This is a genomic window from Flavobacterium frigidum (assembly GCF_048286795.2).
This window is the reverse complement of record NZ_JBLVPT020000004.1, coordinates 145,602-170,864: the sequence shown is the minus strand read 5'-3', so window position 1 is coordinate 170,864 and position 25,263 is coordinate 145,602. Positions and strand designations below refer to the sequence as shown.

The window sequence follows — 25,263 nt, the reverse complement described above, 5'->3', positions numbered from 1 at the left end:
AGCATTTATAAGACTTTAGAAAATAGAAAAAAGAAAATTTAAGAAGCAGATTTTATGTTTACTATTAAATTTTGTTTTTTGATATTGCAATTGAATTTTGCCATTGAAATTTACTATTTATGAACTTTACACTTGTCTTAGAAAACGCTTTTAAAGCAAATCAAAATCCGGAAAATGCTTTTGCCATGGCAAAATACATGAAGAATAACTTTCCGTTTTTTGGAATAAAAACTGAGGAACGAAGACTTATTTTTAAGGAAATTTGGAAAGAAAATAAAGGAGTGGTTTCAATAAACGCAAGAACAATTGTATTAGATTTATATTTAAAGTCAGAACGGGAATTTCATTATTGTGCCATTGAAATTTTGATAAAAGAACTCAAAGGGAATTATAAAAAAGAAGATATTCAACTGATTGAAAAACTGATAAGCGACAATTCTTGGTGGGATAGCGTCGATACGATTGCAAAATACATTTTAGGAGAATATCTATTAGAATTTCCATCAGAAACCAAAAAAGTAATAACACAATTTTCAGATTCACAGCATATGTGGTTGAACCGAAGTGCTATTTTATTTCAATTGGGATACAAACAAAAAACGAATGCTGATTTTTTATTTGCTGAATGTTTAAAACATAAACATTCTAAGGAATTTTTTATTCAAAAAGCAATTGGCTGGGCATTACGGGAATATGCAAAATCAAATCCAGAAGCTGTAACAACATTTGTAAAAAACGTTATATTAAAACCTTTAAGTGCAAAAGAAGCGTTGAAAAATATTTGTTGAAATTAAAATAATAGTAGTTTTGCACCCCTTTTAAAAAGTATCATGTTCAAAAAATATATTTCTAAATTAGAAACCATAATAGCTTTTGCGCAATCTATGTTGACGCCAAAGCAGTTTATATTTTTATCATCCGTTCTAGTTGGAATTTCGGCAGCCTTTGCTGTTATTGTTTTAAAAACTTTTGCGCATTGGGTATTCTCATTTGCTACGTATGTCAGTGGAATTCTAAAATTAGGATTTCTTAATAGTTTACTGCCCATAATTGGTATCCTATTAACCGTGTTAGTAGTTAAAAAAGTTTTAGGAGGAACAATCCAAAAAGGAACCTCGCAAATTTTATATGCTGTTGCAAAAAAAGCGAGTATTATTCCCAAAAAACAAATGTATGCCCAAATTGTAACCAGTTCACTTACAGTTAGTTTAGGAGGCTCTGCAGGTTTAGAAAGTCCTATTGTTATTACAGGTGCAGCTTTTGGTTCGAATTATGCCCAAAAATATAAATTAAGTTACAAAGACCGAACGCTCCTTATAGGTTGTGGTGTTGCTGCCGGAATTGCCGCAGCATTTAATGCACCCATTGCAGGAGTTTTATTTGCTATCGAAGTTCTGTTGGTTGATGTAAGTATTGCAGCATTTACTCCTATTATGATCGCAGCTGCAACAGGAGCATTAGTTTCAGTAATCGCATTAGATGAAAAGATTTTATTGTCCTTCAAACAACAACAAAGCTTTGATTATCATAATATTATTTTCTATATCTTATTAGGTTTATTTACTGGATTCATATCTGTTTATTATTCCCGTAATTTCCAGAAAGTAGAACAATTTTTTGAAAGACTTAAATTATCACCTTATCGAAAAGCGCTTTTTGGTTCGTCGATTTTAGCCATTCTTATATTTATTTTTCCGACGCTTTTTGGAGAAGGATACGAAAGCATTAAAACATTATCAGAGAGTGATCCAGGAAAATTATTGGAAAACACTTTATTTAGTAGTTTTCGCGACAATAGCTGGGCTTTATTAGTATTTGTTGGTTTAACCATGATGCTCAAAGTTTTTGCAACCGGAATTACTTTAGGTAGTGGTGGAAACGGCGGGAATTTTGCTCCTTCCCTATTTTTGGGATCGTATGTTGGTTTCTTTTTCTCTAAATTTTTAAATCTCACAGGACTTACTAAATTGCCTGTTAGTAATTTTACATTGGTTGGGATGGCGGGGATTTTAAGTGGTTTGTTTCACGCCCCCTTGACTGCTATATTCCTAATTGCCGAAATTACTGGTGGCTATAACTTGATGATTCCTTTGATGATTGTGGCTTCCATTAGTTTTGCAATTTCAAAACGATTTGAAAAACATTCGATGGATGTTAAGAATTTAGCCAAAAAAGGTCATGCGTTTACTAGCAATAAAGATACTAATATCCTTTCGACTTTAGAGACTACTTCTATCATACAAACCGACTATTTGACTGTTTCCCCTAATGAAAATTTAGAAAGACTAGTCGATTTAATATCACATTCTAATCAAGTGATATTTGCAGTCGTTGATTCTGAAAAGAACTTATTAGGAATTGTTCATTTTAATGATATTCGAGAAATAATATTCAATACCTATCGCGTAAAATACACTTTGGTCAGAGAAATAATGACAGAACCTACAGAAATCATTTCTCCTGATGACAGTATGGAAATGGTCATGAATAAATTTGAACAAACCAAAAAAGCCTTTTTACCCGTTATTCAAGGAGGAAAATATTTTGGTTTTATTTCCAAATCTGTTGCACTTGAAGCGTATAGAACAAAATTAAAATCCATGACTATTGAATAAATTTTGGGTTTAAAAGCTGAAAAGCTTTCTTTTAAAAAAATATATCCTAAAGACACTAAGGAAAAACTGATGTCTTTTTAACCTAATGAACAGATAATATTGCAACTATCTCATATCCTCTTAGACTTGAAGTTTAGTTTTATATATTTTAAACAACTAACAAAACAAAAATTAACAAGGATTGTAGTTAAGCGTGTAACATTTTAAAATAAAAATATACTAACCTTATAAACCAAATAAAAAAAATATGAAAACATTTAAATTATCAATCGTTGCATTTTTATTTTCAATTGCTAGTTCACCAATTTTTGCACAAAGTGCAGATGAAATTATTTCAAAATACATAGCGACCATTGGTGGAGCAGAAAAACTAAAAGCCCTGAAAAGTGTGAAGATGGAAATGGTGACCAACGCTCAAGGAATGGAAATTCCAGTTGAAGTTTTCCAAGAAAAAGGAGGGAAAATGGCCGTAAAGCTTAATTTACAAGGAAAAGAAATAACACAGATGGCGTCAGACGGCGAAACCATGTGGAGCACTAACTTTATGACTATGAAAGCTGAAAAAATGGATGCAGAAACTACAGCAAATGCTAAATTGAGTAGTGAAGATTTTCCAGAGCCATTTTTAGACTATAAATCCAAAGGGTATAGTGCAGAATTCATGGGTAAAGAAACAAAAGAAGGAACAGAATGCTTCAAAATAAAATTCACCAAAAAACCTATCATGGTCAATGGTGTAAAATCTGATGATGTTTCTTACTATTTTTTCGAAACCGAAAACAATTTACCAATCGCAGCTGAAACTGAGATTAAGCAAGGACCTGCAAAAGGACAAAAATCAACATCTACTATGAGCGATTATCAAGAGGTGGATGGAATCTATTTCCCTTTTTCAATCAATCAAGGTGGTCAAGAAATGAAGGTTAAAAAAATTATTTTAAATCCGACTGTAGATTCAAAAATTTACGCTTTTCCAGCTCAATAATATCTTTATAATCAACTCGAAGTCCTTATTGCAAAATAAGGGCTTTTTTTAACAAACATTTTTATGAAAAAAAGAATTATATGGGTTGCTTGTATAGGAATACTATCTGCAACAAATGCTTTGGCACAAGATAAAATTGTCCTAAAAGGCAAAGAGCTTTTTGGTGACATTCAAGCCAGACACATAGGTCCTGCTTTAATGAGTGGCAGAATTACAGATCTTGAAGTGCATCCTACAAACAACAAGATCATATACTCAGGTACAGCTGGAGGTGGTGTATGGAAAAGTAACGACGGTGGAGCCTCTTTTAATCCAATATTCGATGAACATATTCAATCTATTGGCTGTGTTGCAATTGATCCTTCAAAACCAGACCAAAACATTTGGGTTGGTACTGGAGAAACATGGACTAGAAATAGTGTTTCCATGGGAGATGGCATTTACAAGTCGACAGATGGAGGTCAGAACTGGAAGAATATGGGATTACCTAAATCTGACAGAATTAGTTCTATTATCGTTGATCCAAAGAATAGCGATATTGTTTGGGTTGGTGTTCTTGGTGCCTTGTGGGGAGATAGTGATGAAAGAGGTGTTTATAAAACAACAGACGGGGGAACCACTTGGAACAAAGTTCTTTTTGTAGATAACAAAACAGGATGTTCAGATTTGATTGTAGATCCTAAAAATAGCGCCATAATGTATGCCTCTTTTTGGGAATTTAGAAGAACAGGTTGGTCGTTTAGCTCGGGTGGAACTAAATCTGCTTTGTATAAATCTGTAGACAGTGGAAAAACTTGGAACAAAATCCACACTGGTTTTCCTGCTGGTCAATTGGGTAGAATAGCCATTGCTGTTTCTCCTTCTGATAGCAACATCTTATATTCTGTTCTTGAAACAGAAAAAGCAGAATTGAATGGCTTGTATCGCTCTGATGATGCAGGTGCCAATTGGAAACATCTGAATAATGATTTTGGTTTAGTGGTAAGACCTTTCTATTTTTCTAGAATCACAGTTGATCCAAAAAATCCTGAAATTGTAGTCAAAGGTGGTTTGAGCGGATCGATTAGTCGAGATGGTGGAAAAACCTTCAAAAACCTCGGAAACATGCATTCTGATATCCATGATATTGTTTTTGATATTAATGATAGTAACAGAATGTATTGCGCTACAGATGGCGGTGTTTATAGAAGTTGGGATGGTGCAAATACTATGGAAATGGTCAGCAACATTCCTGTTTCTCAATTTTATCACGTAAGTATCGACGATAAAGAACCATTTAATGTTTATGGAGGTTTACAAGATAACGGTTCATGGTACGGACCTTCAAAAAGTCCGGGCGGAATAGAATCTAGAGACTGGACAAGAATTGGTCAAGGTGACGGTTTTAGAGTAATAAAACATCCAACCAAAAATATTATTTACAGCGAAATGCAAGGTGCCGAAAATGTTTGGCGCTACAATACAGATACGCAGGAGTTGATCACCATTCAGCCATTGGCGGTTAAAGGCGATCCAAAATTACGTTTCAACTGGAATGCTCCAATGGAAATAAGTAAAAAACAAACCGATCGTTTTTATATGGGAAGTCAGTTCGTACATAAATCAGAAGATATGGGTCGAACATGGACCAAAATTTCACCCGATTTAACTACAAACGATGCATCAAAATATAACACAGAAAAGTCTGGTGGATTGTCTGTTGATAATTCTGGTGCAGAGAAACACTGTACTATTTTTACAATTGCCGAGTCACCATTAAACGAAAAAGTGATTTGGGCCGGAACTGATGAAGGTAATGTACAAGTTACTCAGGATGGAGGTAAAACATGGACCAATGTGGTAGCCAACATTACTGGACTTCCAAAAAACACTTGGTGTTATCACATTGAAGCTAGTACTTTTGGAGAAGGAACAGCCTATGCTGTTTTTGAAGGACATGCAACCAATGATTATACTCCATATACCTACAAAACGACAGATTTTGGAAAAACATGGAAATCAATTATTACTTCTGATGTTGATGGTTTTGTTCGTAATATTCAAGAAGATTTTACCAATGAAAACTTATTATACTTAGGTACTGAAAAAGGTTTATACATTACTATAGATGGTGGAGCAAATTGGTCTCATTTTACCAATAAAATGCCATCGGTTGCTGTACATTACATGGAATTAAGTACTAAAACCAATTCGTTGGTGATGGCAACTCATGGTCGTGGAGTTATCATTCTTGATGACATTACACCGTTGCGCCAAATCAGTCAAGACGTTCTTACTAAAGATGTTCATTTCTTTGATATGAAGCCAGCTGTAATTGAAGAGCAATCCAGTTTTGGAACTACTGCTACAGAATTGGAGTTTGTGGGTAATAACCCATCGTCAAGTGCTCAAATTATCTATTACTTGAAAAAAAGACATACTTTGGGTAAGATGGATCTTGAAATACAAGACGAACAAGGCAACAAACTTGTGTCGTTACCTGCAGGCAAACAAAAAGGAATCAATGTAGTAACCTGGGACTACAATATGAAAAACCCAAAAATTGCAGCTGGAAAAACAGTATCATTTGCTGGTTTCACTGCGCCACGTGTTCAAGAGGGTAATTATAAAGTGGTGATGACTAAAGGGAAAGATACTTACACACACACTTTTAAAGTACTAAATGATCCAAAAAGTAGTACTTCTGCATCTGACAGAGTTAAACAAAAAGAAACTACACGAGAGTTGTTCAACAAAAATGAAGAACTAGCTTATGCGGTATATGAAATTGACGAAACTGTAAAATTATTAGATCAATTGATTGCTAAAAATAAGGGGTTTGCTAAAAATGGTACAAAAATCAAAACTGATTTTGAGAACGTAAAAGCAAAAATGGTAGTTACTACTGGTGATGGCTACGTAGCTTCGGCAGAACCTCAGTTAAGAGAAAAACTCGGAGAATTATATGCATCTGTTGCTGGAAACTTTACAGCTCCTTCTCCTTCACAGTTAGAAAATAAGGAATCCATTATGCAACGCTTTGATAGTGAAATGAAAGATTTCAAAACGGCTAAGGCTAAAAATGAAGCTACTTATTTAAAACAAGCTAAAGAACAAAACATTCCGTTTGTTTTGAAAACATATGCAGAGTTTATTGCAGAATAAGCACATTTAAAACAAATTGTATCAAAAACGCTAACTCCAATTAGCGTTTTTTTTATGCCCCATTTTAACACAAACTTCTAAACTGTTACATCAAAAGAACAATTCAAAATGGTAACTTTGCTCTTTCGCAAAGAATTATGCTAGACAAAGACAATACCATTGAAGTTCAAGGCGCTCGTGTGCACAACTTAAAAAATATAGATGTTTCGATTCCAAGAGAAAAACTGGTTGTGATTACCGGTCTTTCAGGATCTGGGAAATCCTCCTTAGCTTTTGATACCATTTATGCCGAAGGGCAACGCCGTTACGTAGAAACGTTTTCGGCTTATGCGCGTCAGTTTTTGGGTGGTTTAGAAAGACCAGATGTTGATAAAATTGACGGACTTTCTCCTGTAATTGCTATTGAACAAAAGACAACTAGTAAAAGTCCGCGTTCTACTGTAGGAACGATTACCGAAATTTATGATTTTCTACGTTTGTTGTATGCTCGTGGTGCCGATGCATACAGTTACAACAGTGGCGAGAAAATGGTTTCCTATTCTGATGAGCAAATCAAAGATTTGATTATTCAAGATTTTTCAGGAAAACGAATCAATATTTTAGCTCCTGTGATTCGAGCTCGAAAAGGACATTATGCGGAACTTTTCCAACAAATTGCCAAACAAGGTTTCCTTAAAGTTCGTGTAAACGGTGATGTGCTGGATATAACTTTAGGAATGAAATTAGACCGTTACAAAACACACGATATAGAAATTGTTGTAGATAGAATGGTTATTGATGATACTCTAGAAAACGAAAAACGGTTAACAGAAAGCATTAATACAGCCATGAATCAAGGAGAAAATGTGTTAATGGTTTTAGACCAAGACTCTAATGAAGTTCGGTTTTTTAGTCGGAATTTGATGTGTCCAAGCACTGGAATCTCCTACCAGAATCCAGAACCGAATTTATTTTCTTTCAATTCCCCAAAAGGCGCTTGTGATCATTGTAACGGATTGGGAACGGTAAATGAAATTAATCCTAAAAAGATTATTCCAAATCCAAAATTATCGATAAAAGCAGGTGGTTTTGCTCCGTTGGGCGAATACAAAAGCTCTTGGATATTTAAGCAATTAGAAATTATTGGTGAAAAATTTGGCTTCAAATTGACGGATGCAGTTAACACAATTTCGGAGGAAGCTATGGAAATGATTTTGAATGGTGGCAAAGAAAAATTCACCATTAATTCTAAAGATTTAGGAGTTGCGAGAGAATACAAAATTGATTTTGAAGGGATTTCGCATTTCATAAAAAACCAACATGATGAAAGTGGTTCCACAAGTATAAAACGTTGGGCAAAAGAATTTATGGACGAAATAAAATGTCCGGTTTGTGAAGGCTCCCGTTTGAAAAAAGAAGCGCAGTTTTTTAAAATCAACGAAAAAAACATCACCGAATTGTGCGATATGGACATTTCGGATTTGACCACTTGGTTTAAGGACTTAGACAACCATTTATCTGATAAACAGAAGCGTATCGCAACTGAAGTAATCAAAGAGATTAAGGATCGACTAAACTTTTTGATGAATGTAGGTTTGGATTATTTGGCTTTAAGCCGAAGCTCCAAATCGCTTTCCGGTGGTGAGGCACAACGCATCCGTTTGGCAACTCAAATTGGTTCTCAGTTAGTTGGTGTTTTGTATATTCTGGATGAACCAAGTATTGGTTTACACCAAAGAGACAATGAAAAATTAATTCATTCGTTAGAACAATTAAGAGATATTGGAAACTCCGTAATTGTGGTTGAACACGATAAAGACATGATTGAACGTGCCGATTATGTAATTGATATTGGCCCTAAAGCTGGGAAATATGGAGGCGAAATCATCAGTAAAGGAACACCTGCAGAAATCCTAAAACATCATACTATTACAGCAATGTATATGAATGGTGAAATGAAAATCGAAGTTCCTGCAAAACGCAGAGAAGGAAATGGAAAATTCCTGAAACTGACCGGAGCAACAGGAAACAACTTGAAGAATGTTTCGATAGAATTGCCTTTGGGTAAAATGATTTGTGTGACTGGAGTTTCGGGAAGCGGTAAATCGACTTTGATTAACGAAACGCTCTACCCTATTTTGAATGCCTATTATTTCAATGGTGTCAAGAAACCGCAACCGTACAAAAAAATTGAAGGATTGGAACATATCGATAAAGTAATTGATATTGACCAAAGTCCAATTGGTAGAACGCCACGAAGTAATCCAGCAACATACACCGAAGTTTTTACAGAAATCAGAAATTTGTTTACAATGACTTCTGAAAGCATGATTCGGGGATACAAAGCGGGTCGATTCAGTTTTAATGTAAAAGGCGGACGCTGTGAAACCTGCGAAGGATCTGGTGTTCGAACGATTGAAATGAACTTCCTGCCTGATGTGTATGTAGAATGTGAAACGTGCCAAGGAAAGCGTTTTAACCGAGAAACATTGGAAATTCGATACAAAGGAAAATCTATTTCGGATGTGTTGAATATGACGGTTGATGAAGCGGTTCCGTTTTTTGAAATGATTCCGAAAATATATAGAAAAGTAAAAACGATACAAGATGTAGGTTTGGGTTATATTACACTTGGCCAACAAAGCACTACTCTTTCTGGTGGTGAAGCACAACGAATTAAACTGGCTGGAGAATTGTCTAAAAAAGATACTGGAAATACCTTTTACATCTTGGATGAACCTACAACAGGATTGCATTTTGAAGACATCAGAGTTTTAATGGAAGTAATTAACAAACTGGTTGATAAAGGCAATACGATATTAATTATCGAACATAATATGGACGTAATTAAACTAGCCGATTACATCATCGATATTGGTCCTGAAGGTGGAAAAGGAGGCGGACAGCTAATTGCCAAGGGAACTCCTGAGGAAGTTGCAAAAAATAAAAAAAGCTATACTGCACAGTTTTTAAAGAAAGAGTTGGTGTAATTCCCCTCCTTTGGAGGGGTGCCCGCCGCGGCGGGCGGGTTGGTTTTTAAATATTGTGATTTTTGCAAAAAATGGCTTTTTGATGTAAATTGACGTCTTGTAATTGCACCAACTTAATTGTAGCCTTTACTATCAAGGGAATGTAAAAAAAGCAAATCGTATGGAAAGTACTCGTGAGATAACTGCATATATAAATTCACAACCAATTTATATAAATTTCATCGAAAACTTACCCTACAACATAAAACTAAAAACTAGATCCCAGGCGTTGCGCAAAGCGGGTGTGCTATCAGAAGTAATTTTTTGGTTGCAAGTTCATAAAGGTAGATTTTGGAAAATAGATTTTGACAGACAAAGAATTATAGGTAACTACATAGTAGATTTTTATGTAAAAACCTTGGGGTTGGTGATCGAAATTGACGGTTCAAGCCATGACAATAAAGAAGAATACGACCAAAAAAGAGAGGAATATCTACTATCTTTAGGATTAAAGGTGTATCAAATATCTGATTTACGGGTGAAACGTGATTTGAATAATGTGATGAAGGAGCTAGAGCAATATATTGTTGTAGAATTTGGTAAATAAGCTATTAACTTTTGAAAATGTAGGACTAAAAACCACCCCGCCCTGCGGGCACCCCTCCAAAAGAGGGGAATATGAGACTAGAGAATAATAAAAAATACAAAAGCAGTATGTTGCAGTTATAAAAAAAGAATTACTTTAGTAGGCTTGATTTTTAGCCCTGATGGAAGTGGCATCCTTTTTATTTTTTTCTTTAAAAAATAAAAAGATAGAACGGAAAGCAGGATAAAGCTCCAAAAAAAATAAAATAGATAATTAAAATACAGAATATGAGATTAGAAGATTTTGACAATGACGAGGATAAAGTAATCCAAGACCGATTAAAACAAAAGACTTGGAACGAGATTAGAACCAATGACAGTTGGGCCATTTTTAAAATCATGGCTGAGTTTGTTAATGGGTATGAAAGTATGGGACGAATAGGTCCGTGTGTGAGTATTTTTGGTTCTGCGAGAACAAAACCCGAAGATCCATATTACTTGTTGGCTGAAAAAATTGCTTATAAAATCAGTAAAGCTGGTTATGGTGTGATTACCGGCGGTGGACCTGGAATTATGGAAGCCGGGAATAAAGGCGCGCATCTAGGTGGCGGAACTTCGGTAGGATTGAATATTGAATTGCCGTTTGAACAACATTACAACCCATATATTGACAACGATAAAAATTTAAATTTTGATTATTTCTTTGTTCGAAAAGTAATGTTTGTCAAATATTCGCAAGGATTTGTGGTTATGCCTGGCGGTTTTGGGACTATGGATGAATTGTTTGAAGCCATGACTTTAATACAAACTAAAAAAATTGCTAAATTCCCAATTATATTGGTCGGATCCAGTTTTTGGTCTGGATTAATGGATTGGATAAAAACAGTTTTGGTAGAAAGAGAACGCACCGTAAGTGCTGATGATTTGAATTTATTTAAAATTGTAGATACTGAAGATGAAGTGGTTGACGTCCTCGATAAGTTTTATAAAAAGTATAATTTATCTCCAAATTTCTAACAAATAAGCTGTCTCAATCGACAGCTTTTTTTTGTGGTAATTTTTTTTTCCAATTCTAATGTAAAAAAAAGTATATTTATTTTTTAATATAATTTATCCAAGCACTTGAATCTACTTTTTAAAATTACGATATATACCTTTCTTGTATTACTTTCAATAAAAATGCAAGCACAACATCATTCTAAAATGGTAGTTGAACTGAATTCCAGTACTAAAACAATACGTACACAGCAAGAAATTACATTTTTTAATCAATCGAATGACACTTTGACGTCGATTGTTTTAAACGATTGGAACAACGCCTATTCTAATAAAAATACACCACTTGCCAAACGTTTTTCAGATGAATTTTATAGAGGCTTTCATTTGGCAAAAGAGGAAGAACGAGGAAGTACCACAAATATCTCTATTTTGGATACCAATAAAATGGATTTATCTTGGGAAAGAACCGAGAAAACCCCCGATTTAATTGAAATTAAATTGAAAGAAAAACTACTTCCCAATCAGAAAATCACCTTATTTATCTTGTACTTGACTAAAATTCCCAGTGATAAATTTACAAAATACGGATATAGTTCCAATGGAGTTATTACTCTAAAAAACTGGTTTTTGACACCGGCCCGTTATGAAAATCATCAATTTATAAGATACAGCAATATTAATTTAGATGATATTGCTAATGCTACCACTAGTTTTCAAATTGAATTAAATATTCCTAAAAACTTAGAAGCTATTTCTGATTTAAATAGCAGCAAATCAGTTAATGACGCAATGTTTACAAATTATCAATTATCAGGAGATAATAGAACTAATTTTAATCTTATCATTGAACCTAAATTAAATTTTGAAAGTTTTAAAAATAGCAGTGTAGAAGTACTGACTAATTTAAAAAACAATAAGTTAGACGCCATTCAAAAAGCAATTGTAATAGATCGAGTTGTGAATTTTGCAAACGAATTAATAGGCAAATTTCCTCACGACAAAATTATCGTTTCGCAGACAGATTATGACAGAAATCCGTTTTATGGTTTGAATCAATTGCCAGCGTTTATCAGTCCGTTTCCAGATGAATTTATTTTTGAAATTAAATTCCTCAAAACCTATCTTAATGAATATCTTAAAACTAGTTTAAAACTAGACCCAAGAAAAGACAACTGGATCTATGATGGTTTGCAGGTATATGCCATGATGAAATATATGGATGAAAATCACCCTGAAGCTAAAATGATGGGCAGCCTCTCTAATATACGCCTTTTAAATAGTTTTAATATTGCTACTATTAGTTTTAATGAGCAATACAGTTATTTTTATATGTTAATGGCGCGAAGAAATTTGGATCAGCCACTTGGAGATTCAAAGAATACTTTGATCAAATTCAACGAACAAATAGCCAGTAAATATAGATCTGGTTTGAGTTTGCGATTTCTGGATTCCTATGCACAAAATAATATTGTACCAAATAGCATCAAACAATTTTACATTCAAAATCAAGTCAAACAAGTTTCTAGAATAGATTTTGAAAACATACTAAAATCAAATACAGATAAAGATATTAATTGGTTTTTTAAAACGATTATTGATTCCAGAGACATTATAGATTATAAATTTTCTAGTGTAGCAAAAACCAATGACAGCATCACTTTCACCATAAAAAATCGTACTGGAACTCCCATTCCAATTCCGGTTTATGGCACTAAAAAAGGTACTGTAGTTTTTAAAGAATGGTTGGATATAACAACGGGTGATAGCACTTTTACGCTAAAGAGAAATGGGGCAGATAAAATAATTTTGAATCTAAAAAATGAGGTTCCCGAATTTAATTTAAGAAATAACTGGAAAAAGCTTAATGGTTTTTTTCCGAATAACAGACCCATAAAGTTCGTTTTTATGAAAGATTTAGAAGATCCATATTATAATCAAATATTGTATGTACCCTCTATTTCTTATAACTTATATGACGGAATTACACCCGGATTGCGATTGCATAATAAAACAATACTCGATAAACCCTTTACTTTTGATATTAATCCATCCTATTCTACTAGGTCTAATAACGTATCAGGATCAGGTTCTATTGCAGTAAATCAAAATTATCGAAACAGCACCTTATTTAATGTGAGGTATTCCATGAGTGGTTCTTACTTTCATTATGCGCAAGATGCTTCCTATCTTAAACTAAATCCAATGGTTCAATTGCGTATCCGAGAGCCTAATTTTAGAGACAATAGAAAACAATTAATTTTATTTAGACAAGTGCTAGTAAACCGGGAAAAGAGCGCTTTTGTAATTGACAACGGACCTGCCAACTACTCTATTTTTAATGCGCGGTATGTAAACACCAAAACCGAGGTTACAAATCATTTTAATTTTAATACTGATGTTCAAATATCAGGTGGGTTTGGAAAAATAAATGGCGAAATTGAATACAGAAAGCTTTTTGAAAACAACCGTCAACTTAATTTACGTTTTTATGCTGGTAGTTTCTTGTACAATAAAACTGGATCTGATTTTTTTAGTTATGCAGCAGACCGACCTACTGATTACTTGTTTGATTATAACTATTTAGGACGTTCAGAAAGTACTGGTTTATTTAGTCAACAATTCATTTTGGCAGAAGGCGGTTTTAAATCAAAAATAAAAACACCTTATGCAAATCAATGGATTAGCAGTTTAAATGCTAGTGTGAGTATTTGGAATTGGATTGAAATTTATGGAGATGTTGGATTGCTAAAAAATAAAAACCAAAAAGAGCAGTTTATTTACGACAGTGGCGTAAGACTGAATCTGGTAACGGACTACTTTGAGCTGTATTTTCCGGTATATTCTTCCAATGGATGGGAAATAGCACAAAATAATTACAACGAGAAAATACGATTCATAGTAACTTTCTCTCCTAAAACATTAATCAATCTTTTTAATCGAAAATGGTTCTAATTCGATATAGATTTTAATTATTTTTTAAATTATTCTCAATAATACGGTATAAAAATTACATATGTAAAAAAAATATAGTTCATTTTATTAGAATAAATTACTAAAATTTAATTTTATTTTTTTAGAGAATTATGAAAATAACTAGTTTTTAAGTAAATTTGCCTTAATAAGTTATACTTTTCAATTATGATAAAAGAACAAACCAATACTACATTAACATTTGAAGATTTCAAAACCGAAGTACTGAGTGACTACACGTTAGCAATAACAAGTAGAGAATGCAGCCTTTTGGGACGTAAAGAAGTATTGACTGGAAAAGCTAAATTTGGCATTTTTGGTGATGGGAAAGAAGTACCACAACTAGCCATGGCAAAAGCCTTCAAGAATGGTGACTTCCGATCTGGTTACTACCGCGACCAAACTTTTATGATGGCAATTGGAGAGTTGACAATGCAACAATTTTTTGCTGGTTTGTATGGTCATACAGATGTAGAACAAGAACCTATGTCTGCAGGAAGGCAAATGGGTGGCCACTTTGCTACTCATAGTTTAAATGAAGATGGAAGCTGGAAAAACTTAACTCAACAAAAAAATTCAAGTGCTGATATATCGCCAACGGCAGGACAAATGCCAAGATTATTAGGACTTGCCCAAGCCTCCAAGATATACAGACAAATTGCTGGAATACCAAATGCTGCAAATTTCTCTGATCAAGGAAATGAAATTGCTTGGGGAACCATAGGTAACGCAAGTACATCCGAAGGCTTGTTTTTTGAAACCATAAACGCTGCAGGTGTATTACAAGTACCAATGGTTATGAGTGTTTGGGATGACGAATATGGAATATCTGTACATGCAAAGCACCAAACAACCAAAGAAAATATTTCAGAAATTCTAAAAGGATATCAGAGAGAAGATGGTACTAATGGTTATGAAATATTGAGAGTTAAAGGTTGGGATTACGCAGACTTAGTAGCTACTTATGAGAAAGCAGCTGCAATTGCTCGTGAAAACCACGTTCCTGTTTTGATCCACGTCAATGAATTAACACAGCCACAAGGGCATTCGAGTTCTGGATCTCACGAACGATATAAAGATGCCAATCGTTTGGCTTGGGAAAGAGATTTTGATTGTATTCGTCAAATGAAACTTTGGATGATCGCCATCAATATTGCCTCTCCAGAGGAAATTGATGCTATTGATGCTAATGCCAAAAAAGAAGTTTTAGAAGCTAAAAAAGCGGCATGGAATGCATTTATAGAACCTATTGTTGAAGAACAAAAACAACTAGTTGGACTGCTAGAAAAGCTAGCTGCAACCAGTAAAAATAAAGATCGTATTGTACAATTTACCACCGATTTAAAAGGGATTAAATCACCTTTGAAAAAGGAAATTTTGGTTGTAGCACGTAAAGTATTGCGATTATTACAAAATGAAAACGGTAAAGAAGAACTATCTCAATGGATTAGTTCATACACTACAAAAACACAAGAAAAATTTAGCAGCAATCTTTTTTCAGAAACAGATTTAAATGTTTTTTCTGTAGAAAAAGTATTGCCCGTATATCCAGAAAACGCGAAAGAAGATACAGATGGTCGTATGATTTTACGCGATAATTTTGATGCTATTTTTACCAAATATCCAGAAACACTAATCTTTGGTGAGGATGCAGGAGCTATTGGTGACGTAAACCAAGGACTGGAAGGAATGCAAGAAAAATACGGTGAGTTACGCGTCGCCGATGTAGGCATACGTGAGGCTACTATATTAGGACAAGGAATTGGTATGGCATTGCGTGGCTTGCGACCAATTGCTGAAATACAGTATTTAGATTATTTATTGTATGCGATACAAATCATGAGTGATGATTTAGCTACACTCAGATACCGAACTGTAGGTAAACAAAAAGCACCATTAATTATACGAACACGTGGCCATCGTTTGGAGGGAATTTGGCATTCTGGATCTCCTATGGGAATGATCATAAACGCAATTCGAGGAATTCATGTTTTAGTACCTAGAAATATGACGCAAGCAGCTGGTTTTTACAATAGTTTGCTTGAATGTGATGAACCGGCTTTGGTAATCGAATGCTTGAACGGGTATCGATTGAAAGAAAAAATGCCATTGAACTACGGTGAGTTTAAAACGCCAATTGGTGTTGTAGAAACACTGAAAGTAGGAACAGACATTACATTAGTTTCCTATGGATCAACATTACGCTTAGTTCAACAAGCAGCAAATGAACTCTTAGAAGTAGGTATAGATTGTGAGATTATCGACTTACAATCATTGCTCCCATTTGATGTGAACCAAGATGTTGTAAAAAGTATTGCTAAAACAAATCGCCTATTAGTAATAGATGAAGATGTACCTGGTGGCGCTTCAGCTTATATTTTACAACAAATCATTGAACAACAAGACGCCTACAATTATTTAGACAGCAAACCACAAACTTTGACTGCAAAAGCCCATAGACCTGCTTATGGAACAGACGGAGATTATTTCTCTAAACCTTCATCCGAAGACATTTTTGAAAAAGTTTATGAGATGATGAATGAAGTAAATCCTGTTAAGTTTCCTAGTTTATATTAGTCCAGACAACATTAATAATGAATGATCCTGACTGGCAACAGTTAGGATTTTTTATGACTACCTCTATCCGATTTGGAGCATTATAAAGCATAAATAAATTAGTAAACAAAAGTTAAACTATTTCAATCTGAAAAGGATTAATAGTACTTTTAAATTCTAAAAAAAATAACAATGGAAAAATATGCCTTATTAGCTCGACTAGAAGCTAAACCTGGAAAAGAAGAGGAAGTTGCCGCATTTTTAAAAAACGCATTACCACTAGTTTTGGACGAGCCAGAAACAGTAAATTGGTACGGATGGCAAATAGGAACTTCTACTTTTGGAATTTTTGATACTTTTGAAACAGAAGAGGGAAGAAAAGCACATCTTGAAGGCAAAATTGCTGAGGCATTGATGGCAAATGCTGGCACCCTGCTCTCTAAAGATCCAGTAATTGAATTTGTAGCGTTATTAGCTGTAAAATAACTGCTAGCTTTTTTTTGAAAGTGAAATGTAAATAACGTTCTCACTTAAAAGGAGAAAATGATAGATTAAAAAAATAAATTACTTAAATAATGCCAACGTAATATAATTATGTTGGCATTATTATTTTAATTTAGTGTTTTAAAAAATAAATAATAAATGAAAGTACTAGAAAATATATTACAAGACCTTGAAAATGTAAAAGTTATAGATGCTACAATTGATTATAATCAATATATTCCATTGGATATTTCTATAAATAATGAAATTTTTAAAAAACAAAACATAGATAATGCTACTGATTTTGAAACTTATATAGAAAATTATTTAAGTGAAAATAATGCAAAAGTGGCTTTTGGGGGGTACAATGAAATTAGAAATTTGTACAAACGAAGTGGAATTTTCAACGATACAACAACTGAAGAGCGAAACATACACATTGGATTAGACTTATGGATAAAAGCAGGTACTGCCGTTCTAGCAGCTGTAGATGGTTTTGTTCATAGCTTTAATTATAATACTGGATTAGGAGACTACGGTCCTACAATTATTTTAGAACATAAAATTGAAGATCATAAATTTTATACTTTATATGGGCATTTGTCGTTAGAAAGTATTGATGGAATTGAGATTGGCACCGTTTTTCTAAAAGGACAAAAAATAGCGACTTTAGGTGATGCATCGGTAAATGGGGATTACGCGCCTCATTTGCATTTTCAAATTATTGCCGACATCTCAAACTTATTTGGAGATTATCCTGGAGTTTGTAGTAAAAATAATTTGGCATTTTATCTAAAAAATTGTCCAGATCCTAACTTATTATTAAAAATTACTTAAAATGAAAAAAATACTTATTGTATTCAGTCTGTTACTGCTTATTGGTTGTAAATCAAAAAAAACAGCCGTAGAGGAACCCAAAAAAGCTAATTTTGAAAAAATTAATTTTGCAGAAATAAATGATTTACAAAAAGACAAAGCATACGACTTGGGTAAGAGAGTTTTGATGACTTGCAATACATCAAAGTTTAAACCCTTCAATACAACTGAGGCAACATCATCCGTTATACAAAACACAACCGAGGAACGATTGACAAAAACCTGTACCCGATTTCGTCAATATTATGGTACTTTCAAAGATTTAGAACTCGTTGAAGTGTATAAAAACAATTACGATAAAACAACAATTTTTAGATACAAAGCAATGTATTCAAAAAAAGTAGCCAACAAAGAACTTCGTGTTTCAATGAATGTAGAAAATAAAGTTTCAGCTATTAAATCTCTCGATTGGGTAGATTCTTTTTCAAAATAGATACTTTACTATAAAATACTAGTACAAAACAACGTATTGATAAGTAATTGTTCAAAATAATTATTTTTAATTGTTAAAAAACGTACTTGTTGCAACACTAAATCCTATTTAATGCTTTTTGCCTTATTTTGTTGTCAAAATATTTACTGCTTATGTTTCATCTTGATTTAAAATAATTTATCAAAACCAGACGTATTCCATTAGTTAAGCGTTATACTATTGGTACAATCTTTTTGTTAATAATCTGTGAATTTTATAACTTTTTTTTAAAGTTATATAAGTATTTCTGATGTCTTTTTTTAGAATTTTACATAATCTGTTAAAAAAATAAATTTGAAACTATACATTAAATACATGGTAAGTAATCGCTGCAAAATGGCGGTTAAAGAAGAGTTAAAAAAACTCCATTTACACTATATGGTTGTGGATTTAGGCGAGGTTGAAATCATGGAAAACATAACTATGGATCAACGTCTTCAATTAAAATCGGCTCTTTTAGACTCTGGATTAGAATTAATGGATGATAAAAAATCCATGCTAATCGAGAAGATCAAAAACGTAATCATTCAAATGGTTCATCACTCGACTGAAAATATAAAAATTAATTTTTCTGATTATCTGAGTCAACAATTGAATCATGATTACACCTATCTATCCAACTTATTTTCGGAAGTTCAAGGTACTACAATCGAGCAATTTATTATTTCTCATAAAACGGAAAGAATAAAAGAATTGATTATTTATGGTGAATTGAACATTACTGAAATTGCTTGGAAAATGAACTACAGCAGTGTAGCGCACTTATCAAGCCAATTTAAAAAAGTTACTGGATTATCTCCATCACATTTTAAACAACTAAAAGACAAAAGACGAAATCCAATAGAGGAAATTGGTCTTAAAAAATAGTTTGGTTTTTTTTATGGAAAAATAAAAAAAATTAAACTATAAAAATATTTAAGTACAAAAATTCTCGATTTCGTATTTACAATAAAGTAGATAACCAGGTTCGCTAATCTTCATGGATTGCAAAATTGTCAAAATTTTATTTTAGTACTTCTATAATTATATTTAAAACAATCAAAAGATGCGTAAATAGCATAAAATATACACCTACACTAAAAATACCATATAATGAAAAATGATACTAAAGTAAAAATCTTCCTAGTAGACGATGACGCACTGTTTTTAAAATCTTTAGAAATTGAATTTTTAGACAATGCCGATTTTTTAATTGAAACATACCCCACTGGAGAATTATGTGTTGCAAATTTATCAAATAATCCAGATGTTGTCATATTAGATTATCAACTTGATGGAATTGTAGTCAATGCAATGAATGGACTTGAAACCTTAGATAAAGTAAAAGAGTTTAATCCCGAAACTCCTGTAATCATGCTGTCCTCTCAGGATAAAATAGAAGTTGCTATTAACTGTATGCATCATAAAGCTTTTGATTATGTGGTAAAGAGTGAAACCGCTTTTGTTCGTTTACAAAAAATTATAACCTCAATTTTTCAGTATCAAAAAATGCAAAAAGAATTGAACTGGTACATGGATCGAATGTAAAATAGGCTTTATACAAAGCGTATTTTAATTTTATTTAGATGAATATCATCCCGGGATTTGGTTGGAATAAAACCAAAAATATTTATAAATGCACCATACAAATACATCAGATCTCGAAATTTCATTGTTGTTAGAAGCCATTTTTAGGAAATATGGTTACGATTTCAGAGAATATTCTCAAGCTCATATTAGACGAAGGATTACCAATAGAATGAATATTTCAGGTATTAAAGATATTGCTCAAATGCAATCAATGGTTTTAAATGATGATCTATTCGTCTCAGAACTTTTGCAGGATTTATCAATCACAGTAACCGAAATGTTTAGAGATCCTGTTTTTTACAAGTCTTTGCGTGAAAAAGTAATTCCCATCTTAAAAACATACCCATTCATAAAAATATGGCATGCAGGTTGCGCCTCTGGTGAAGAGGCATACTCTATGGCTATTTTATTACAAGAAGAAGGTTTGTATGACCGAACTACAATATATGCTACTGATTTTAACCAATCAGCTTTAAATAGTGCCAAAGAGGGCATTTTTTCGAATAAATTAATAAAAGAATATACCGCAAATTACCAATTATCTGGTGGTAAAGAATCATTCTCAAATTATTATACTTCTCATTATGACAATGTAATTATGAACCAATCATTAAAAAAAAATATTGTTTGGGCAAATCATAATTTAGTAACAGACAGCGTTTTTGCTGAAGTGAATTTATTGTTGTGTCGGAATGTGTTAATTTATTTTAATCAAAATTTGCAAAATAAAGTTCAGACACTTTTCTATGATAGTTTAATTAATGGAGGAATTTTAGCTTTAGGTTCTAAGGAAAGTATCCAGTTTACAGAATACTATTCAAAATATAGTGAGTTAGACCCAAAGCAACGTATTTTCAAAAAAAAATACTAAAATGCAGTACCAAGCAATTGTAATAGGTGTTTCCTCTGGCGGTATGAGTGCTTTGAAAATAATATTTTCAGCTTTACCTGTTGATTTTTGTTTACCAATAATTATTGTGCAACATTTAGGACCTCACTCCGATAGCGAATGGATTAAAATTTTGAATTCAAAAAATTTAATTCAAATAAAAGAAGCAGATGAAAAAGAAAAAATTGAAAAAGGAACTATTTACATCGCACCGCCCAATTATCATTTGCTCATTGAAAAAAATAAAACTTTTTCGCTTACTATTGATGAACGTGTAAATTTTGCTAGGCCTTCAATTGATGTATTGTTTGAATCTGCAACCGAAGCCTATAAAAACACCTTAATTGGTATCATTTTAACCGGTGCTAATCATGATGGTGCAAAAGGTCTTAAAAGGATAAAGGACTATGGAGGACTAGTTATTATTCAAGATCCAGAAACAGCCGAATCAGCTTACATGCCTCGATCGGCTATTGCAGCCGTTACTCCTGATTATTTGGGAACAATAGAAGGTATAGCAGATTATATAATACAAATTGCACAACAAAAAAGTTAATAAATTACATTAAAAAATGAATATGACTCTTGATAAAAAAATAGCAACTGGGTTTATTGCTTGCGCAATGGTACTTTTAGGTGTTGCCATTTTCTCTTTTAAAAATACTGAAAAATTCATTGCCTCTACTATCTTGGTCAACCATTCTAATTCAGTATTGTACAAATTTGAACAAATTTTAATGTTAACCGTTGAAGCAGAAACTGGTGTACGAGGATTTATTATTACAGGTAATGACGATTTCTTAGTGCCTTTTACAGCATCAAACATCAAAGTAAATGAAGAACTCGCTAAATTAGACGAACTAACTACAGACAATCCCTTTCAGCAAAATAATGTTGCAGAACTTCGTAATGAAATTAAAATGCGTTTTGAAAATCTGGAAAAATGCATTGCACTTCGACGAATTGATTATGAAAAAGTACGACAATTTGTAGCATCAGGTGAAGGAAAACAAATTCAAGATGAAATAAGAAACATTATAAATAAAGCACAGGAAACTGAGTCCGTTTTGCTTAGTCAGAGGACACAAGCCACTGATGAAGAAGCTAGTAAATTCAATTTTGTTTTTGTGATTTTGTTACTAATAATAGCACTAATACTGATTGTAATTTACAATATAGTAAGTACAAATTTAAAGGCACTTAAAGCCTCTCAACTAGAAAATGATAGTAAAAATTGGTTTCTTCTAGGAAATGCGGCGCTGAATGAAAAGTTATTGGGAACCCAAAACATAACCGAGTTAGCCAATAATACGATCAGTTTTTTGTGTACCTACTTGAAAGCCAATATAGGAGCTGTGTATTTATTAAATGAATCAGAAAATAGCCTTATGTTAAGCGGTAAATTTGCTTTTACATCCGCAGAAAACACTAAAGACTTTTTCAAATTAAATGAAGGCCTTATAGGTCAAGCAGCATGGGAACAAAAACAAATAGTTTTTACCAACACCACAGATGATCAAATTCGTGTTACTTCTGCAGTACTAGATACCCAACCCAAAAGTATCTTGATAACTCCTTTTATGTTAGATAATAAAACAATAGGTGTTATAGAAATAGGAAAGTTTACTGATTTTAGCGAAACCGAAAAGGAATTTGTAGCAGTCTCAATGAGTAGTATTGCGATTAGTGTAAATACCGTTCTACAATCGGAGGAAAAAGAAAAAAGAGCTGCGGAATTAGCTATTGCCAACAGCGAATTGGCTTTTCAAAATGAAGAAAAAGAAAAAAGAGCCGCAGAATTAGGAATTGCTATTAAAGAACTTGCTTTTCAAAATGAAGAAAAAGAAAAAAGAGCCGCTGAATTGCATACTGCCAATAAAGAACTATCCAATCAAGCGGGAGAACTTCAAATTCAGCAGGAAGAACTAAGACAATTGAATGAAGAATTGGAACAACAAGCTCAAAATTTGAAGCAACAACAAGAGGAATTGCAAATGACTAATGACGAGTTAGAAGAACAAACTCAGTCCCTTGAAGAGAAAAATAAAGAAGTTGAGGCATCAAAAAGTAGTATTGAACAAAAAACAAAACAACTAGAAATAAGTAGCAAATACAAATCAGAATTTTTAGCAAACATGTCACACGAGTTGCGAACACCACTCAATAGTTTGCTTATTTTATCCAAAGATTTATCAGAAAATAGGAAAAAAAACTTAGATGATGTACAGGTCGAAAGTGCTGAAATTATCTATAAAAGCGGTCATGATCTTCTAATTTTAATCAATGAAGTACTGGACCTTTCTAAAATTGAGGCTGGAAAAATGTCTGTAAATATTGAAAATGTAACTATTAAAAATTTCACTGCTGAACTACTTCAAAATTTTAAACATTTAGCAGAGCAAAAAGGATTGCTTCTTAGTTGCGAAATAGCTGAAAATGTGCCCGAATTCTTTACAACTGATTCGCAACGTTTAAATCAAATATTAAAAAACCTACTCTCTAATGCGATCAAATTTACAAAGAAAGGCAGTGTTACCATTCTTGTAAAACCCGATACAGACAAATCAATAAATATTTCAGTTACTGATACTGGTATTGGTATCGCTAGGGATAAACAAGCAGCCATTTTTGAAGCTTTTCAGCAAGCCGAAGGCGGAACTTCTAGAAAATATGGTGGTACAGGATTAGGACTTTCTATATCACGCGAGTTAGCAAAATTATTAGAAGGTAAGATTACTGTTACTAGTAGTCTAAATAATGGTGCAACTTTCTCATTAGTGCTTCCACTTGCCATCAAGCCTGAAATAGAACTATCTAATTCTTTACCTATACTACCAAGACAGTATATTCCGATAGATAAAAATGAAACTACTTTTCTAAATTATGCTACTATTCCAGACGATAGGGCAAACCTAAGTCCTGGAGATAAAGTGGTGCTAATTATTGAAGATGATCCAAATTTTGCCCACATACTTTTAAAACAAGCCAATATAAAAGGTTTTAAATGCTTGACCGCTGCTACTGGTGAAGATGGGCTTGTACTGGCCTCTAAATTCAATCCACAAGCCATTATTTTGGATATGGGTTTACCAGGAATTTCAGGTAAACAGGTGTTGCAAGAGCTAAAATCAAATACAACCGTAAGACATATACCAGTACATATTATTTCTGCAAATGATCGTTCGCTTGAGCCAATACGCGAAGGAGCTGTTGAATATTTAATAAAACCAATATCTAAAGAAACCCTTGATGATGCCTTCAATCGAATCGAAAATTTTGTAAATAAAAAAATAAAAAAATTATTAATCATCGAAGATAATGAGAATGCAAGAAAAGCGATGAAAATACTCATTGGCACTGGGGATGTACAATTTTTCGAAGCAGAAACTGGGGCAGCTGCTCTGGAACTATATGAGAAACATGAAATAGATTGTGTTATTCTAGATATAGGATTACCAGATATGAGTGGCTTTGAGCTTATTCAAAAATTAGAGGGTATTAAAGGCCAAAACATGCCTCCTATTATTGTTTATACTGGAAAAGAACTCTCTAAAGATGAAAATGATTTGTTGCATAAATATGCTGAAAGTATTATAATAAAAGGCGTAAAATCAGAGGAGCGTTTGCTCGATGAAACGGCACTTTTTCTGCATCGAACAATTAACAACCTACCAAAATCCAAACAAAAAATAATTTCTGGCATACACGACAAGGATGCTATATTTCATGCCAAAAAAATACTTTTAGTAGACGATGATATGCGAAATATTTTTGCATTATCAAAAATTTTACAAGAACGTGAAATCGAAGTGATCAAGTCAGAAAACGGTAAAAATGCACTACAAATGTTGGAGCAACATCCAGATATAGACCTCGTATTAATGGATATTATGATGCCAGAAATGGATGGTTATGAAGCAATGAAACGAATTCGTTCTCAAATTAAATTCAAAAAATTACCTGTAATTGCATTAACTGCAAAAGCAATGAAAGATGACAAACAAAAATGTATCGACGCTGGAGCAAACGATTACATTACAAAACCAATAGATGTAGACCGACTTTTATCATTAATGCGTGTTTGGTTAAGTAAATAATTTGAATTCACTTAAAAAGTCTATAATTAGCAATAGTACTACATTTATATGGTTTTGATTTTTATAAAAATAATT

Annotated in this window: 17 protein-coding genes; all 17 read left to right on the top strand. The window is 33.0% G+C overall.

Features of this window, described 5'->3' with window-relative positions; genetic code table 11:
• The first annotated feature begins 119 nt into the window (after nt 1-119).
• Nucleotides 120-788, top strand: coding sequence for a DNA alkylation repair protein (locus tag ACNQGB_RS07175; protein WP_417945067.1), 669 nt, complete (start codon nt 120-122; stop codon nt 786-788).
• Between the two features lie 42 nt (nt 789-830).
• A complete protein-coding gene (locus tag ACNQGB_RS07170) occupies nt 831-2,615 on the top strand; it encodes a chloride channel protein (protein ID WP_417945065.1) in 1,785 nt (594 codons plus the stop codon).
• Between the two features lie 247 nt (nt 2,616-2,862).
• The gene (locus ACNQGB_RS07165; RefSeq protein ID WP_417945063.1) at nt 2,863-3,600 is read left to right on the top strand and encodes an outer membrane lipoprotein-sorting protein; all 738 of its coding nucleotides are present in this window, start codon (nt 2,863-2,865) and stop codon (nt 3,598-3,600) included.
• Nucleotides 3,601-3,663: 63 nt separating this feature from the next.
• The gene (locus ACNQGB_RS07160) at nt 3,664-6,744 is read left to right on the top strand and encodes a WD40/YVTN/BNR-like repeat-containing protein (RefSeq protein WP_417945061.1); all 3,081 of its coding nucleotides are present in this window, start codon (nt 3,664-3,666) and stop codon (nt 6,742-6,744) included.
• A gap of 137 nt (nt 6,745-6,881) precedes the next feature.
• Complete coding sequence (uvrA, locus tag ACNQGB_RS07155) at nt 6,882-9,713, top strand: excinuclease ABC subunit UvrA (protein ID WP_417945059.1); 2,832 nt, start codon at nt 6,882-6,884, stop codon at nt 9,711-9,713.
• A 160-nt stretch (nt 9,714-9,873) separates the two neighbouring features.
• Nucleotides 9,874-10,299 carry an endonuclease domain-containing protein gene (locus ACNQGB_RS07150; RefSeq protein WP_417945057.1) on the top strand — a complete coding sequence of 142 codons (426 nt, stop codon included), beginning with the start codon at nt 9,874-9,876 and terminating at the stop codon, nt 10,297-10,299.
• A gap of 266 nt (nt 10,300-10,565) precedes the next feature.
• A complete protein-coding gene (locus ACNQGB_RS07145; RefSeq protein WP_417945055.1) occupies nt 10,566-11,294 on the top strand; it encodes an LOG family protein in 729 nt (242 codons plus the stop codon).
• A gap of 162 nt (nt 11,295-11,456) precedes the next feature.
• Nucleotides 11,457-14,228 (top strand): gluzincin family metallopeptidase, encoded by a 2,772-nt coding sequence (locus ACNQGB_RS07140; protein WP_417945053.1) that lies wholly within the window; start codon nt 11,457-11,459, stop codon nt 14,226-14,228.
• 186 nt (nt 14,229-14,414) lie between these two features.
• Entirely contained in the window at nt 14,415-16,823 is a 2,409-nt protein-coding gene (locus ACNQGB_RS07135) for an alpha-ketoacid dehydrogenase subunit alpha/beta (RefSeq protein ID WP_417945052.1), read from the top strand.
• A gap of 171 nt (nt 16,824-16,994) precedes the next feature.
• On the top strand, nt 16,995-17,288 hold the full coding sequence (locus ACNQGB_RS07130; protein WP_417945050.1) for a putative quinol monooxygenase: 294 nt from the start codon (nt 16,995-16,997) through the stop codon (nt 17,286-17,288).
• A 156-nt stretch (nt 17,289-17,444) separates the two neighbouring features.
• Nucleotides 17,445-18,122 carry a peptidoglycan DD-metalloendopeptidase family protein gene (locus tag ACNQGB_RS07125; protein WP_417945049.1) on the top strand — a complete coding sequence of 226 codons (678 nt, stop codon included), beginning with the start codon at nt 17,445-17,447 and terminating at the stop codon, nt 18,120-18,122.
• Between the two features lies 1 nt (nt 18,123).
• Nucleotides 18,124-18,594 carry a hypothetical protein gene (locus tag ACNQGB_RS07120; RefSeq protein WP_417945047.1) on the top strand — a complete coding sequence of 157 codons (471 nt, stop codon included), beginning with the start codon at nt 18,124-18,126 and terminating at the stop codon, nt 18,592-18,594.
• A gap of 354 nt (nt 18,595-18,948) precedes the next feature.
• On the top strand, nt 18,949-19,500 hold the full coding sequence (locus ACNQGB_RS07115) for a helix-turn-helix domain-containing protein (RefSeq protein WP_309755739.1): 552 nt from the start codon (nt 18,949-18,951) through the stop codon (nt 19,498-19,500).
• A gap of 225 nt (nt 19,501-19,725) precedes the next feature.
• A complete protein-coding gene (locus ACNQGB_RS07110) occupies nt 19,726-20,160 on the top strand; it encodes a response regulator (RefSeq protein WP_309755734.1) in 435 nt (144 codons plus the stop codon).
• A gap of 88 nt (nt 20,161-20,248) precedes the next feature.
• Nucleotides 20,249-21,073: a CheR family methyltransferase gene (locus ACNQGB_RS07105; protein ID WP_417945046.1), complete on the top strand. Its 825-nt coding sequence runs from the start codon at nt 20,249-20,251 to the stop codon at nt 21,071-21,073.
• Nucleotide 21,074: 1 nt separating this feature from the next.
• Nucleotides 21,075-21,647: a chemotaxis protein CheB gene (locus ACNQGB_RS07100; RefSeq protein WP_417945044.1), complete on the top strand. Its 573-nt coding sequence runs from the start codon at nt 21,075-21,077 to the stop codon at nt 21,645-21,647.
• A gap of 22 nt (nt 21,648-21,669) precedes the next feature.
• Nucleotides 21,670-25,188 carry a response regulator gene (locus ACNQGB_RS07095; RefSeq protein ID WP_472777089.1) on the top strand — a complete coding sequence of 1,173 codons (3,519 nt, stop codon included), beginning with the start codon at nt 21,670-21,672 and terminating at the stop codon, nt 25,186-25,188.
• The last annotated feature ends 75 nt before the right edge of the window (nt 25,189-25,263 follow it).

What these genes read in the sequence shown, in the direction of transcription:
- ACNQGB_RS07130 (WP_417945050.1), top strand. Translation starts at nt 16,995, where the DNA reads ATGGAAAAATATGCCTTATTAGCTCGACTAGAAGCTAAACCTGGAAAA.
- ACNQGB_RS07135 (WP_417945052.1), top strand. Translation starts at nt 14,415, where the DNA reads ATGATAAAAGAACAAACCAATACTACATTAACATTTGAAGATTTCAAA.
- ACNQGB_RS07175 (WP_417945067.1), top strand. Translation starts at nt 120, where the DNA reads ATGAACTTTACACTTGTCTTAGAAAACGCTTTTAAAGCAAATCAAAAT.
- ACNQGB_RS07095 (WP_472777089.1), top strand. Translation starts at nt 21,670, where the DNA reads ATGACTCTTGATAAAAAAATAGCAACTGGGTTTATTGCTTGCGCAATG.
- ACNQGB_RS07115 (WP_309755739.1), top strand. Translation starts at nt 18,949, where the DNA reads ATGGTAAGTAATCGCTGCAAAATGGCGGTTAAAGAAGAGTTAAAAAAA.
- ACNQGB_RS07120 (WP_417945047.1), top strand. Translation starts at nt 18,124, where the DNA reads ATGAAAAAAATACTTATTGTATTCAGTCTGTTACTGCTTATTGGTTGT.
- ACNQGB_RS07165 (WP_417945063.1), top strand. Translation starts at nt 2,863, where the DNA reads ATGAAAACATTTAAATTATCAATCGTTGCATTTTTATTTTCAATTGCT.
- ACNQGB_RS07145 (WP_417945055.1), top strand. Translation starts at nt 10,566, where the DNA reads ATGAGATTAGAAGATTTTGACAATGACGAGGATAAAGTAATCCAAGAC.
- ACNQGB_RS07150 (WP_417945057.1), top strand. Translation starts at nt 9,874, where the DNA reads ATGGAAAGTACTCGTGAGATAACTGCATATATAAATTCACAACCAATT.
- ACNQGB_RS07140 (WP_417945053.1), top strand. Translation starts at nt 11,457, where the DNA reads ATGCAAGCACAACATCATTCTAAAATGGTAGTTGAACTGAATTCCAGT.
- ACNQGB_RS07160 (WP_417945061.1), top strand. Translation starts at nt 3,664, where the DNA reads ATGAAAAAAAGAATTATATGGGTTGCTTGTATAGGAATACTATCTGCA.
- ACNQGB_RS07110 (WP_309755734.1), top strand. Translation starts at nt 19,726, where the DNA reads ATGAAAAATGATACTAAAGTAAAAATCTTCCTAGTAGACGATGACGCA.
- ACNQGB_RS07100 (WP_417945044.1), top strand. Translation starts at nt 21,075, where the DNA reads ATGCAGTACCAAGCAATTGTAATAGGTGTTTCCTCTGGCGGTATGAGT.
- ACNQGB_RS07125 (WP_417945049.1), top strand. Translation starts at nt 17,445, where the DNA reads ATGAAAGTACTAGAAAATATATTACAAGACCTTGAAAATGTAAAAGTT.
- ACNQGB_RS07170 (WP_417945065.1), top strand. Translation starts at nt 831, where the DNA reads ATGTTCAAAAAATATATTTCTAAATTAGAAACCATAATAGCTTTTGCG.
- uvrA (WP_417945059.1), top strand. Translation starts at nt 6,882, where the DNA reads ATGCTAGACAAAGACAATACCATTGAAGTTCAAGGCGCTCGTGTGCAC.
- ACNQGB_RS07105 (WP_417945046.1), top strand. Translation starts at nt 20,249, where the DNA reads ATGCACCATACAAATACATCAGATCTCGAAATTTCATTGTTGTTAGAA.